The sequence below is a fragment of the Streptomyces sp. NPDC002853 genome (assembly GCF_053591915.1).
This window is the reverse complement of the sequence record NZ_JBSFUS010000001.1, coordinates 881,501-894,676: the sequence shown is the minus strand read 5'-3', so window position 1 is coordinate 894,676 and position 13,176 is coordinate 881,501. Positions and strand designations below refer to the sequence as shown.

13 protein-coding genes are annotated in these 13,176 nt (G+C 70.3%); 9 read left to right on the top strand and 4 right to left on the bottom strand.

The window, feature by feature from the left end:
* The first annotated feature begins 132 nt into the window (after positions 1-132).
* From hppD to nthA, 4 genes are read left to right on the top strand one after another with little or no spacing between them, the layout of a single operon-like run.
* Positions 133-1,302: a 4-hydroxyphenylpyruvate dioxygenase gene (gene hppD, locus ACWD02_RS03985; RefSeq protein WP_451204128.1), complete on the top strand. Its 1,170-nt coding sequence runs from the start codon at positions 133-135 to the stop codon at positions 1,300-1,302.
* 34 nt (positions 1,303-1,336) lie between these two features.
* A complete protein-coding gene (locus ACWD02_RS03980; RefSeq protein ID WP_451204126.1) occupies positions 1,337-1,636 on the top strand; it encodes a hypothetical protein in 300 nt (99 codons plus the stop codon).
* The gene (locus ACWD02_RS03975; RefSeq protein WP_451204125.1) at positions 1,629-1,916 is read left to right on the top strand and encodes an SH3-like domain-containing protein; all 288 of its coding nucleotides are present in this window, start codon (positions 1,629-1,631) and stop codon (positions 1,914-1,916) included. Before ACWD02_RS03980 ends, ACWD02_RS03975 begins: the two co-directional genes overlap by 8 nt.
* Entirely contained in the window at positions 1,916-2,503 is a 588-nt protein-coding gene (gene nthA, locus ACWD02_RS03970; protein ID WP_451204123.1) for a nitrile hydratase subunit alpha, read from the top strand. The genes ACWD02_RS03975 and nthA overlap by 1 nt, the downstream gene beginning before the upstream one ends.
* Before the next feature lie 8 nt (positions 2,504-2,511).
* Here the strand turns inward: nthA and ACWD02_RS03965 are convergent, their stop codons facing one another.
* Positions 2,512-4,062, bottom strand: a complete 1,551-nt coding sequence (locus ACWD02_RS03965) for a tetratricopeptide repeat protein (protein ID WP_451204121.1) — start codon at positions 4,060-4,062, stop codon at positions 2,512-2,514.
* A gap of 98 nt (positions 4,063-4,160) precedes the next feature.
* On the opposite strand from ACWD02_RS03965, the gene ACWD02_RS03960 reads away from it, so the two are divergent.
* Positions 4,161-5,540, top strand: coding sequence for an FAD-binding oxidoreductase (locus tag ACWD02_RS03960; RefSeq protein ID WP_451204119.1), 1,380 nt, complete (start codon positions 4,161-4,163; stop codon positions 5,538-5,540).
* Between the two features lie 42 nt (positions 5,541-5,582).
* On the opposite strand, the gene ACWD02_RS03955 is transcribed toward ACWD02_RS03960, so the two are convergent.
* On the bottom strand, positions 5,583-6,062 hold the full coding sequence (locus ACWD02_RS03955; protein WP_363211451.1) for an SsgA family sporulation/cell division regulator: 480 nt from the start codon (positions 6,060-6,062) through the stop codon (positions 5,583-5,585).
* A 221-nt stretch (positions 6,063-6,283) separates the two neighbouring features.
* Between ACWD02_RS03955 and ACWD02_RS03950 the strand changes: the two genes are divergently transcribed.
* Both ACWD02_RS03950 and ACWD02_RS03945 read left to right on the top strand, forming a co-directional pair.
* Positions 6,284-7,834 (top strand): RDD family protein, encoded by a 1,551-nt coding sequence (locus ACWD02_RS03950; protein WP_451204117.1) that lies wholly within the window; start codon positions 6,284-6,286, stop codon positions 7,832-7,834.
* 109 nt (positions 7,835-7,943) lie between these two features.
* Complete coding sequence (locus tag ACWD02_RS03945; protein ID WP_451204115.1) at positions 7,944-8,621, top strand: RDD family protein; 678 nt, start codon at positions 7,944-7,946, stop codon at positions 8,619-8,621.
* Between the two features lie 57 nt (positions 8,622-8,678).
* Here the strand turns inward: ACWD02_RS03945 and ACWD02_RS03940 are convergent, their stop codons facing one another.
* Complete coding sequence (locus tag ACWD02_RS03940; protein WP_451204389.1) at positions 8,679-8,966, bottom strand: hypothetical protein; 288 nt, start codon at positions 8,964-8,966, stop codon at positions 8,679-8,681.
* Positions 8,967-9,440: 474 nt separating this feature from the next.
* Between ACWD02_RS03940 and ACWD02_RS03935 the strand changes: the two genes are divergently transcribed.
* Positions 9,441-11,855: an immune inhibitor A domain-containing protein gene (locus tag ACWD02_RS03935; protein WP_451204113.1), complete on the top strand. Its 2,415-nt coding sequence runs from the start codon at positions 9,441-9,443 to the stop codon at positions 11,853-11,855.
* A 147-nt stretch (positions 11,856-12,002) separates the two neighbouring features.
* Positions 12,003-12,365: a hypothetical protein gene (locus ACWD02_RS03930; protein WP_451204112.1), complete on the top strand. Its 363-nt coding sequence runs from the start codon at positions 12,003-12,005 to the stop codon at positions 12,363-12,365.
* A 108-nt stretch (positions 12,366-12,473) separates the two neighbouring features.
* Here the strand turns inward: ACWD02_RS03930 and ACWD02_RS03925 are convergent, their stop codons facing one another.
* Positions 12,474-13,058: an isochorismatase family protein gene (locus ACWD02_RS03925; RefSeq protein ID WP_451204110.1), complete on the bottom strand. Its 585-nt coding sequence runs from the start codon at positions 13,056-13,058 to the stop codon at positions 12,474-12,476.
* Between the last annotated feature and the right edge of the window lie 118 nt (positions 13,059-13,176).

The following is a 13,176-nucleotide window of genomic DNA, read 5'->3' as shown; positions in this document are numbered from 1 at the left end:
GTGTGCTCAGCTCCGCTTCCGGGGTGGTCATCATGTACAGATAGCCCGCTCATCGTGGCCTGCCGCCATACAAATTGCCCACTGAATACGCAAACTATTGCGCACCTTGCGATACGGCGGGAGCCTGCGGACATGGCAGCTACCGCGAACACCCAGCCCACGTCGGCCATCTCTGGCACCCCCCACACCGCGCGCGAGGCCGATCCCTTCCCGGTCAAGGGAATGGACGCGGTCGTCTTCGCCGTGGGCAACGCCAAGCAGGCGGCCCACTACTACTCCACGGCGTTCGGCATGAAACTCGTGGCGTACGCGGGACCGGAGACCGGCAGCCGCGAGACCGCCTCCTATGTCCTCACCAACGGTGGCGCCCGCTTCGTGCTCACCTCCGTCATCAAGGCCTCCACGGACTGGGGCCACTTCATCGAGGGCCACGTCGCCGAGCACGGTGACGGCGTCGTCGACCTCGCCATCGAGGTGCCGGACGCGCGCGCCGCGTACGCGTACGCCGTCGAGCACGGCGCCCGCGGCCTCACCGAGCCGTACGAGGTCAAGGACGAGAACGGCACGGTCGTCCTCGCCGCCATCGCGACGTACGGCAAGACCCGCCACACGCTCGTCGACCGCAGCGGCTACGACGGCCCCTACCTGCCCGGCTTCAAGGCCGCGTCCCCGATCGTCGAGCCGCCCGCCAAGCGCACCTTCCAGGCGATCGACCACTGCGTCGGCAACGTCGAGCTCGGCAAGATGAACGAGTGGGTCGCCTTCTACAACAAGGTCATGGGCTTCACGAACATGAAGGAGTTCGTGGGCGACGACATCGCGACCGAGTACAGCGCGCTGATGTCGAAGGTGGTCGCGGACGGCACCCTCAAGGTCAAGTTCCCCATCAACGAGCCCGCCATCGCCAAGAAGAAGTCCCAGATCGACGAGTACCTGGAGTTCTACGGCGGCGCCGGCGTCCAGCACATCGCGCTCGCCACGAACGACATCGTGGAGTCCGTGCGCACCATGCGCGCGGCCGGGGTCCAGTTCCTGGACACCCCGGACTCGTACTACGACACCCTCGGCGAGTGGGCGGGCGAGACGCGGGTCCCGGTCGAGACCCTGCGCGAGCTGAAGATCCTGGTCGACCGTGACGAGGACGGCTACCTGCTGCAGATCTTCACCAAGCCGGTCCAGGACCGTCCGACGGTCTTCTTCGAGATGATCGAGCGGCACGGCTCGATGGGCTTCGGCAAGGGCAACTTCAAGGCGCTGTTCGAGGCGATCGAGCGGGAGCAGGAGAAGCGCGGCAATCTGTAGGGCGGCCCCAGTGGTTGCTGGCTAGAGTGCGGGAATGGCCAGGATCAACGACGTCGGCGGGATGACGGGCTTCGGGCCCATCGACACCACCGACGACACGGAGCCCTTCCACGCGGACTGGGAGGCGCGGGTGTTCGCGCTCAACAGTGCGCTGGTGCGTGAAGGCGTCTACAACCTGGACGAGTTCAGGGACGCCGTGGAGACGATGCCGCCGGGTGCATACCTGGCGGCGTCGTACTACGAGCGGTGGTTCCACGCGATCCGGGTGCTGCTGGTGCGCAAGGGCGTGCTGGCGTCCGACGACGTGAGTCGGCTGGGTGAGCGGGATGGGTGACCGTTTCGCCGCGGGCGCCCGCGTCCGCACCCTCCGCCACGACCCGCCCCACCACACCCGCCTGCCGCGTTACGCCCGCGGCAAGTCGGGCGTGGTGATCGAACCCGAAGGACACCATCCGCTGGCGGACGTCAGCTCACAGGGGCGGGGGGACGCCCCGGTGGAGCAGGTGTACGCGGTGCGTTTCGCCGCGCGGGAGCTGTGGGGCGAGGGGGAGCACGGGGTGGTGCTCGACCTGTGGGAGAGCTACCTGGAACCGGAAACCACGGAGGGCAGCTGATGTCCGGCACGCACGACGACGCACTGATCTCCCGCCAAGTACGCGGCCTCGAAGCCCTGTTGGAGGAGCGGGGCATCGTGGCGGGGGCGGTACTCGACGAGGCCCTTGACGCGTTCCTCGCGGGGTCGTCCCCGCTGAACGGGGCGCGGGTGGTGGCGCGGGCGTGGACGGACCCCGCGTTCAGGGAGCGTCTGCTCGCGGACGGCACCTCGGCGGTGGCGGAGCTGGGGTACGCGGCGGGCGGGGTCCAGCCGCAGCGGCTGCGGGTGGTGGAGAACACCGAGCACCTCCACAACGTCGTCGTCTGCACGCTGTGCTCCTGCTATCCGGTGCGGCTGCTCGGCCCGTCCCCCAGCTGGTACAAGAGCGAGGCGTACCGGTCCCGGGTGGTGCGGGAGCCGCGTGCGGTGCTCGCGGAGTTCGGCGTCGTTGTGCCTGCCGACACGGAGATCACCGTCTGGGACTCCAGTGCGGAGACCCGCTACATGGTCCTGCCCCGCCGGCCCGACTCCGCCGCCTCCCTCCCGGAGGCTGAGCTCGTCGGGCTCGTCACCCGCAACGCCCTGATCGGCACGGCCCGGCTCTGACCCCCGGGTCAGCTCTCGGTGGACGGCTCGGTGGAGCGCGGCTTCGGGGACGGGGAAGGCAGGGGCGCCGGGCGTTCGCCACGCGGGGCGTACATCTGGGCCGGGCCGCCCGAGGGGGGATCGCCCAAGCGGTTCAGGGCGGCCCGCGCCGCGGGGGCGAGCAGCGGGGAGAAGTAGGGGTTCAGCCGCATCGCCTCACCGATGTGACGCCGGGCCGCGCCATACCGCTCCAAGTCCCTCTCGATCTGCCCCAGGTGGTAGGCGTACACCGCGACCAGCGGGCCCTTCTCCGTCGCCCGCGTCGCGTACTTCAGGGCCTCCTTGTCGTCACCGGCCCGATGCAGCGCCCAGCCCAGCGCGTCCGCCACCTGCGGACTCCCGTGCCGCTTGAACTCCGCACGGAGGCGGTCCACCGCCGCGTCCGCGTCCCCGTGGTCCGCCTCGAAGAGGCCGAGGATGCGTTCGTCGTTGACGCCGTTGACCCCCTCCTGCTTCACCCGGGCCCGCAGCACGTCGTACTGCGCCCGCGCGGCCGGGGCCAGCCGCAGCGACTCGTACAGCTCGCCCAGCTCCAGGGCGTACTCCGGAGCGGGCTGCTTGACCAGTGCGCTCTGGTAGGAGCGCAGGGCCTCCGCCGTGCGGCCCAGGGCGGCGAGCGCGCGGCCCTTGCCGGCGAGGGAAGGGTGATGGTCCGGGTCCGAGACCAGCGCCGCCTCGTAGTAGCGCAGGGCCTCCGCCGGATCGCCCCGCTCCCATGCCAGCTCGCCCACCCGGTACAGGCACACCGCCTTCTGCGCGGGCCCCTCCGCGAGCGCCGCCGCGTCCGTCAGCTTCGCCGCCGCGTCCTCGCGCCAGCCGCGGTCCCGGTAGACCTGCCCGGACCGCACCATCACGGAAGGGATGTCCGCGTTCAGCTCCTGGAGCGTCTCCAGGGCCTTGCCCACGCCCTTCGCGTCACCCAATCCGCTGCATGCCTCGATCAGGGCCGGATACGTCGACCACCGCTTCGGCGCGAGCCTGACCGCGCCCTGCGCCCACTTCTTCGCCGCACGGAAGTCGTGCCGCGCGTTCGCGAGCGCCGCCATGCCCGTCAGCGCGTCCGCGTTCCCCTCCGGGCGGGTCTTGAGGGACGTACGCAGGGCGTCCTCCGCCTTGGGGTAGTACGCGGAGTCCGCGGTCCGAAGGCCCCGCTCGACGTAGGCGGCCCCGAGCACCGCCCACGACTCGTCGTCCCCCGGATGCTTGCGCAGATGCGCCTCCCGCTCCCCGATCAGCACGGTCAGGTCGGGCAGCGCCGCCGGAGCCCCGGCCCCCGCGGCGGCCATCGCCCGCCCGGCGGGCCCCAGAGCGGGCGGCGCCGCCTTTCCGCCCGATTCGGGCAGCAGCACCACCACACCGCCGAGCACCACACACCCGGCGACGGAGGCGCCGAGGATCCGCCGCACGGCGGGGGAGCGGCGCTCGCCCCGCGGCGACTCGCTCCAGAGGCGGGGCGCGGCCGTCGGTCGCGCCTCCCCGGCCTTCTCCGTCACGGACTCGGACCCGGTCTCGATCTCCATGACGCTCACTGTGCGTCAATATGAAGAGCACATCCCGGCACGTGGATGGGCGTCGCACACGGGTTCACACCGATGGCCCCGGGTGCGAGGCTGTGATCATGAGCCGCACACTCATCGAACGTCTCCGCGCCGGTCGCGAGGCCCTCCCCGCCGACGCCGTCCTCACGGACCCCGACGTCACGTCGTCGTACGCGAACGACATGGCCAGCTTCTGCGAAGCGGGCACCCCCGCCGTCGTCGTCCTGCCGCGCACCGTCGAACAGGTCCAGCACGTCATGCGCACGGCGACCGAGCTACGGGTCCCGGTGGTCCCGCAGGGTGCCCGCACGGGCCTCTCCGGTGGCGCGAACGCCAGCGAGGGCTGCATCGTGCTGTCGCTCGTCAAGATGGACCGCATCCTGGAGATCAACCCCGTCGACCGGATCGCGGTGGTCGAACCCGGCGTCGTCAACGCCACGCTCTCCCGCGCCGTGAACGAACAGGGGCTCTACTACCCGCCGGACCCGTCCAGTTGGGAGACCTGCACCATCGGCGGGAACATCGGCACGGCCTCGGGCGGCCTGTGCTGCGTGAAGTACGGGGTGACGGCGGAGTACGTGCTCGGCCTCGACGTCGTCCTCGCCGACGGGCGGCTCATGAGCACCGGAAAGCGCACCGCCAAGGGCGTCGCGGGCTACGACCTCACCCGCCTCTTCGTCGGCTCCGAGGGCAGCCTCGGCATCGTCGTCCGCGCCACCCTCGCCCTGAAGCCGCAGCCGCCCCAACAGCTTGTCCTGGCCGCCGAGTTCGGCTCGGCGAAAGCGGCCTGCGACGCCGTGTGCAAGATCATGGAGGGCGGCCACGTCCCCTCACTCCTGGAGCTGATGGACCGCACGACCATCAGGGCCGTGAACGCCCTTGCCCACATGGGCCTCCCGGAGACCACCGAGGCGCTGCTCCTCGCCGCCTTCGACACCGCGGACCCCGCGGCGGACCTCGCGGCCGTCGGCGCGCTCTGCGAGGCCGCGGGCGCCACCCAGGTGGTACCGGCCGAGGACCCGGCGGAGTCCGAACTGCTGCTCCAGGCACGGCGGTTGTCACTCACCGCGCTCGAAGCCGTCAAGGGCACGACGATGATCGACGACGTGTGCGTGCCGCGCTCGAAGCTCGCCGACATGCTCGAAGGCGTGGACCGCATCGCCGACAAGTACAGCCTCACGATCGGGGTCTGCGCCCACGCGGGCGACGGCAACACCCACCCCACCGTCTGCTTCGACGCGGCCGACGCCGACGAGGGCCGGCGGGCCCGCGAGTCCTTCGACGAGATCATGGCCCTCGGTCTGGAACTCGGCGGCACGATCACCGGCGAGCACGGTGTGGGCGTCCTGAAGAAGGAGTGGCTGGCGCGCGAGATCGGCCCGGTGGGCGTGGAGATGCAGCGCGCCATCAAGGCCGCGTTCGACCCGCTCTCCCTCCTCAACCCCGGCAAGCTGTTCTGACGCTTCGGCGAGCAGTGCTGACCCCGGCCCCCGTACGCCGGCTCACTCACCGTCCGTGGACTCGTCCGAGGGCCACGGGTCGCGCAGCCACAGGTCGTCGGCGCGGCCCGTGGTCGGCGTGAGCAGCTCGGCGAGGCCGTCGTCGATGCCGAGCCGCTCAGCCTCAGAGCCCGGAGGGACCACCCGCAGGGTGCGCTCGAGCCAGGCGGACACGGCGGGCGCCGGCGCCTCCAGGAGGGCGTCTCCGTCGGGTGAACTCAGCGCCATCAGGACGACGCTGCGCCCCTCGACCTTGGTCGGCCAGACTCGTACGTCACCGTGCCCGCAGGGCCTGAACACCCCCTCGACAAGGAGTTCGCGGGCGAACGTCCAGTTCACGGGGTGCTCGGAGCCGATGTGAAAGGCGATGTGGACGGCGTAGGGATCGTCGGTGCGGTAACTGAGGCGAGCCGGGACGGCGATCGCGCGTTCCGGGGACAGGACGAGTTTGAGCTCGAGCTCGCGTTCCACCACGGTGTGCATGTCGGTGCTGTTCCTTCCTTGTCCTTGGCCCTGGAGCGGGCCCGTGCAAGGAGAGAGCGCGGTCGGCGCACAGCATTACGCGGGTTCCGGAAACTTTTTCCGTACGTGCTTGAACTGTGCCCGGAAAGTGGTCTGTCGGGCAGGAGTAGCACAGGCGGACGCGAGGGTCTGATAGATGTGGAGCCTCAAAAAGACCCCCGAGCAGATACGGGACGACGGACATGAGCGCCCCAACTCCGGCCGCAGGCGACGACAGGCCCCGCGAAGGCTACTACCCCGATCCGTCCATTCCCGGATATGTCCGGTACTGGAACGGCGCGGCCTGGGTGCCCGGGACCAGTCGTCCCGCCCCGACCGACGGCGAATCGCTCCCGGCACCTCCGGGGGCGGGGACCGGAGCCGCGGCGCCCGCGCCCACGGAGGAGACCGGGCCGCACTTCTTCGACGAGGAGCCCATGCCGTCGCCCGAGACGACGGGCGGTGCGGCGGGCGGTGTGACGGGCGGCTCGGCGGACGCCGAGGTCTCGCAGCACGGGGCCAGGCCCGAACCCGCCACCGCGTGGCAGGCGGACGCGGCCCGGCAGACGGGGCTCGGCGGCGAGCAGGACCGGCGCGTTTCCTGGGGCGAGCCGGAGCAGCGGGACGCTGCTGCGGGGGCCGGGAGTCCGCGGGACCCACGGCTGCCGAGCGGTCCGGCACCGGCGGAAACGCCGTCCGCCTCCGCCCCTTCCCCCGCGCCTGCCTCTGCTCCCACCCCTGCTCCGTCCTCTCCGTCCCCCTCCCCGGAGGCGAACGGTCCCGGCACCGTGCAGATCCGCGCCATCAAGCCCGGGGCGAGCACACCGCCCAAGCAGGAGCAGCCCTCGACGGAGGGCACCGTGACGTTCCGCAGGCCCTCGGGCCCGGTGCGGCCCACCGCGGCCTCGCCCGGCACCGAAGGCACCATGGCGATCCGGGCACTGCGCCCGAAGTCCTCCGGCGCGGCGGCCCAGACTCCGGCACCCGCGCAGACCGCCGTACCCCCGCAAGCCGCCGTACCCCCGCAGGCAGCCGCGCCCGCCCCTGCTCCGGCACCCGCGCCCGTTCAGCCCACCGTCCCGCAGCAGGGCGGTGCGCCCGGTGGTGCGGCCTCGCCCGTGACCTCGGGGCCCGGCGGCGGATCGCCCTCGTGGGCGCAGCAGGTGCACCGGCTCGCCGAGGGCGAGGGACGCGAGGGACAGCAGCAGCCCGTCGTGCCATGGAAGCCGGTGGCCAACGACCCGTTCCTCGCGATGGCGCAGAACCAGGCGGCGGGCCGGCCCGCGGGGCTCGGCAAGCGATTCGCCGCGCGGCTCATCGACACCCTCGTCCTCGCGGCCGTGACCGGCGCCGCTGCGCTGCCGCTCGGCACTAAGGCCGCCGATCACGTCGACAGCAAGATCGACGCGGCGAAGCTGTCCGGCGAGAAGGTCACCGTGTGGCTGCTCGACGGCACCACGGCGGGTTATCTCGGGATGGTCCTCGCCGTGCTGCTGCTCTTCGGCGTTGTCTACGAGGTGCTGCCCACGGCCAAGTGGGGCAGGACGCTCGGCAAGAAGGTCCTCGGGATCCAGGTGCGGGACATGGAGGAGCACGAGACGCCGTCGTTCGGTTCGGCGCTGAAGCGCTGGCTCGTCTACGCCGTGCCGGGCGTCCTGGTCATCGGGGTCGTCGGCGTCCTGTGGGGCCTGTTCGACCGGCCGTGGCGGCAGTGCTGGCACGACAAGGCTGCAAGAACGTTTGTGGCGGGTTAGCGCCGCGCGGTGCGGGGGCGGCAGCGAGCCACCGGGCCGCCGGGCGCCCCTTAACCCAGACAGCCGCTCGCCGGATGCGCCCCCGGCGCACTCGCGGTCGACTCGGCCCATGAGCACCGAACCGCCGCAGTACCCGCCGCCCCCCGACGACAACGACCCCTTCAGGAAGCAGCCCCCGCAGGACGGCGGCTCCCCCTACGGCGCGCCCCCACCCGGCAGCGGCGCCGGCTCGCCCTATGGCACACCGCCGCCGCCCCCGCCGTACGGCGGCGGTGGAGATCCCTACGGGGGGAGCGGCGGCGGAGGTGCGTACGGCGGAGGCAACGACCCTCTCGCCGGGATGCCGCCCCTGGCGGAGAGCGGCAAGCGTGTGCTGGCCCGCATCCTCGACATGATCCTCGTCGGGGTGGTCGTCTGGCTGCTCTCGTGGGGCTTCGGCACGAACGAGTTCGACGTCGACCCGGACAAGGTCGAGTACGGGAAGAGCTTCGGGCAGTCGCTGCTCGCCGCCGTGCTCTACATCGCGTACGACAGCTTCATGATCTCCAGGACGGGTCAGACCCTGGGCAAGAAGTGGCTGGGCCTGCGGGTCGCGAACCTCAACGACGGGGCGACCCCCACCCTGCAGACCGCGCTCGTCCGCGCGGCCGTCCTCTGGCTGCCGTTCGCGTTCTGCTGCGCCTGCATCTGGACGGCGATCTGCGGCGGCTGGAGCTTCTTCGACAAGCCCTACAAGCAGGGCCTGCACGACAAGGCGGCCAAGACGGTGGTGGTCAGCACGGGCTGACCACGGCAGACCGCCGCGGCGGCAGCGACATCGGCAGTTCGGGCGGGCTCGTGATCCTCATGGGCCCGCCGGCTCGCGTACGGACTCGGCGAGCACGGGGGCGGCGGCGCGCTGGAGCGGTACACGCTCCTCGGTGGCGGCGGGAGCGACGCGTGCGGCCGGTGAGGCCGCGGGTTTCGGCTGGGGAACCGTCATCGCCACGAGTAAGCCGAGGCCGAGGGCGGCGACCGCTATCACCGCGACCGCGAGGCCCGAACTCGTCTGGGACAGCAGCAGCATGGCAAGCGTCGAGAAGATGACCGTCAGCGTGCCGTAGGTGACCTGAGCAGGGGTCGGACGAGGCAGCGGCATGGGACGAGGCATGGCGTAATCCGTCCTCGGGGCAGCGGATGCGGGGGAGGTCGAGCCCAATGTGTAGCTGTATACGAATCAAAGGACGCGCGGCTGCGACGACTTGCGATGTGCCGCCTCGCGCAGTAGCGCACCGTCGATTGACTCTATTCCGCTGCATGCCCGACGGGAACGGGCGGTAAGCGTGACCTAACCCACGGTGCGGCAGCACAGGGGGCGCACGGGTTCATGACGTCCATCAAGTGGACGGTGTGACGCGCCTGTTGACCATGCCGACGGGCGGGCGTACGCGTCCGGATAGCGGATCGCCGGGCCTGCATAGTGTACTTGGCCTGTTCAAGTCAAGGTCTGTCTTTTCTTCCGTATCTCCGGTCCAATGTCGTCACTTGTGACGCGTATCGCGCGCGGACCTCCTCCGACCGGGACCTCGGCCCGCCTTCGCGCGGACGCGGGGGAGGACAGCATCAAGTGACAGTCAGCAGACGGACGTTCAGAGCCACCGCGGCTGCCGTGGCGATGGCCGCGGCAGCCGCCACGTTCTCGGCAGCCACCGCATCGGCCGAGGACAACGGCCCCACCGGAGCTCCCGCCATCGACCGGCAGGACCCGAGCAGGGCCAAGGCGCAGGTCGACCACGACCTCGACGGGCCCTTCAGCAAGCAGCAGGCGCAGCAGCGCAAGGCCGCCCTTCAGCAGGTCATCGAGGGCGACGCCAAGGTGCAGAAGCGCGGCGGCTCGCAGGTCGTGAAGCTCGACGACAAGAAGTACGTCGAGCTCGGCCGGGAGAAGACCGACAAGATCTTCACGATCCTGGTCGAGTTCGGGGACAAGGTGGACGACACCACCATGTTCGACCCGGACGGTCCGGAAGGACCCGAGGCGCCCGTCAAGAAGTACGGCGGCAAGCCCGGCCCGGCGCACAACAAGATAGCCAAGCCGGACCGTGCGAAGGACAACAGCACGGCCTGGCAGAAGGACTACAACCAGAAGCACTTCCAGGACCTCTACTTCGGTGAGGGCAAGGACTCCAAGGGCAAGAAGAAGGAGTCCCTGAAGACCTACTACGAGAAGACCTCGTCCGGCCGTTACTCGGTCGACGGTGAGGTCTCCGACTGGGTCAAGGTCGACTACAACGAGGCGCGGTACGGCTCCAATTACTGCGGCGACACCAACTGCGCCAACGTCTGGGACGCGGTGAAGGACGGCGTCACCGCCTGGACCAAGGACCAGAAGGCCCAGGGCCGCACGGACGCCCAGATCAAGGCGGACCTCGCCAAGTACGACCTCTGGGACCGTTACGACTTCGACGGCGACGGCGAGTTCAACGAGCCCGACGGGTACATCGACCACTTCCAGCTCGTGCACGCGGGCGAGGACGAGTCGGCAGGCGGCGGCGCCGAGGGCGAGAACGCCCTGTGGGCGCACCGCTGGTACGCGTACGGCAACGACGCGGGCAACACCGGCCCCGGCAACAACAAGGCCGGCGGCACGCAGATCGGCGACTCGGGCATCTGGGTCGGCGACTACACGATGCAGCCGGAGAACGGCGGCCTCGGTGTCTTCGCCCACGAGTACGGCCACGACCTGGGCCTGCCCGACCTGTACGACACCTCGGGCAAGGGCGAGAACTCGGTCGGCTTCTGGTCGCTGATGTCGGCAGGGTCCTGGCTCGGCACCGGCAAGGACGCCATCGGTGACCTGCCCGGCGACATGACCGCCTGGGACAAGTTCCAGCTGGGCTGGCTCGACTACGCCAAGGCCAAGGCCGCGACGACGTCCGAGCACAAGCTGGGCGTCGCGGAGTACAACACCCGCCACCGCCAGGCGCTCGTCGTCGACCTGCCCAAGAAGGCCGTCACCACCACGGTCACCAAGCCCACCGAGGGCTCCAAGCAGTGGTGGAGCGACCAGGGCGACGACCTCAAGAACACCCTGACGCGTCCGGTCGACCTGACCGGCAAGTCCAAGGCCGCGCTGTCGCTCGACGGTTGGTGGGACATCGAGGCCAACTACGACTACCTCTACACCGAGGTGTCGACGGACGGCGGCGCCAACTGGACGCCGGTGGACGGCACCGCGGACGGCAAGCCGATCACGCGCGACGCCGGTGACAAGCCCGCGTTGACCGGTGCCTCGGGCGCGTACAAGAAGCTCGCGTTCCCGCTCGACGCTTATGCGGGCAAGAAGATCGACGTGCGTTTCCGCTACTCGACGGACGGCGGCGCGGGCGGCAAGGGCTTCGCGGCCGACGCCCTCGCGGTCACCGCGGACGGCGCCAAGATCTTCGAGGACGGCGCCGAGGGCGACGACAACGGCTGGACGGCGAAGGGCTTCTCGCGCATCGGTGAGTCCTTCACCAAGAAGTACGACCAGTACTACCTCGCCGAGAACCGGCAGTACGTGTCGTACGACAAGACCCTGAAGGTCGGCCCGTACAACTTCGGCTTCTCGAAGTCGCGTCCCGACTGGGTCGAGCACTACCCGTACCAGACCGGCCTCATGGTCTGGCAGTGGGACACCTCGCAGAAGGACAACAACACCAGCGCGCACCCCGGCGAGGGTCTGATCCTGCCGGTGGACGCGCACGCCAAGCCGCTCAAGTGGGCGGACGGCACCCTGCTGCGCAACAAGATCCAGCCGTTCGACGCGCCCTTCAGCAAGTACGCGACCGACAAGTTCACGCTCCACAACGCGGACGTCGCGCTGAAGATCAAGTCCCAGAAGGGCGTCCCGGTCTTCGACGACCACAAGGGCACCTACTGGTTCAAGGAGAACGGCACGGGAAGTGTCAAGGTCACTGACACCAACACCCAGATCAAGATCGTGAAGCAGCCGAAGGATGGCTCCTCGATCACGGTCCAGGTGGGCCCCTCCAAGAAGTAATCGGCATTTTCGCAGGTCAAGCCATGATCGGCCGTCGCCCTCTAGCGGGCGGCGGCCGATCGTGTTTAGGTGCGTCCTGTGGATTCCTTATTGACACAGGGCCCGGCCAGGGGCTCTGTGCGTCGTCTCACGGGGGTGTGACCAGCCATGTCCGCAGGAGGTTTCAGCAAGCTGCCGAACGGCAGCGTGGTGGTGGCCCTGACCTTGCCGAACCCCGCTCCGGGCGGCGGCAGCGTCCGCATGATCGTCCATGCGGTGAACCGCGCGAGGGCGCTGACACGTCTGCGGAACCTCGGCATGCGGGCCGTCTATCTGCGGGGCAACGCGGAGCCGCCGACGCCGGACGAGATCACGGCGGTGCTTCATCACCCGGACGGGCTTATATGGCGTACGGCGCCGGACGCTGCCGCTGAGCTCTGGCATCCGATCAGGGCCCTGAAGCGGCAGGTGCTGCTTCAGGGACAGAGACCCGGGCGGCCGGAGACCAGCGCGAGTCCTTCGGGCGTCTGACCCGTCACCTGCGGGCCCGGTGGGGGCTTGCCGCGCAGTTCCCCGCGCCCCTTAAAGGCGCCGACGCGGCGGAGCCGCCTGTGTCACAGCCTCGCGCCCCTTACGGGGCTACACCACCGGCTTGCCCGTCAGGTCGACCCCTGCTGCTCGCAGCTCCTCCAGGGCCCGTTCGGTCGTCTCCTTGGAGACTCCCGCCGTCAGGTCGAGGAGGACTGCCGTGCCGAAGCCCTCACGGGCCGCGTCAAGGGCCGTGGCGCGTACGCAGTGGTCCGTGGCGATGCCCACCACGTCCACGTCGGTGATCTTCCGGTCCCGCAGCCAGTCCGCCAGCGAGACGCCGTTCTCGTCGGCCCCCTCGAAGCCGCTGTAGGCGGCGGAGTAGGCCCCCTTGTCGAAGACCGAGTCGATGGCCCCGGAGGCCACGGCCGGCGCGAAGTTCGGGTGGAAGCCGATGCCTTCCGTGCCCGCCACGCAGTGCGGCGGCCAGGAGCGGACGAAGTCCGGCCGGTCGGAGAAGTGGTCACCCGGCTCGATGTGGTGGTCACGGGTGGCCACCACGTGCCGGTAGCCCGCGGGCGCCTGGCCGATCAGCTCGGTGATCGCGGCGGCCACATCGGCTCCCCCGGCGACCGCGAGGCTGCCGCCCTCGCAGAAGTCGTTCTGCACATCGACGACGATCAGGGCGCGGCGCATCGGGTGTCCTTCGGCTCGGCAAGGCTCGTGGGAGTGGGGGACTCGGCCGGATGAACCGAGCGTAGAGACTTCGCACGCGAAGCGGGAGAGGGCGTTCGAACACCCCTTCTCCGCTCCG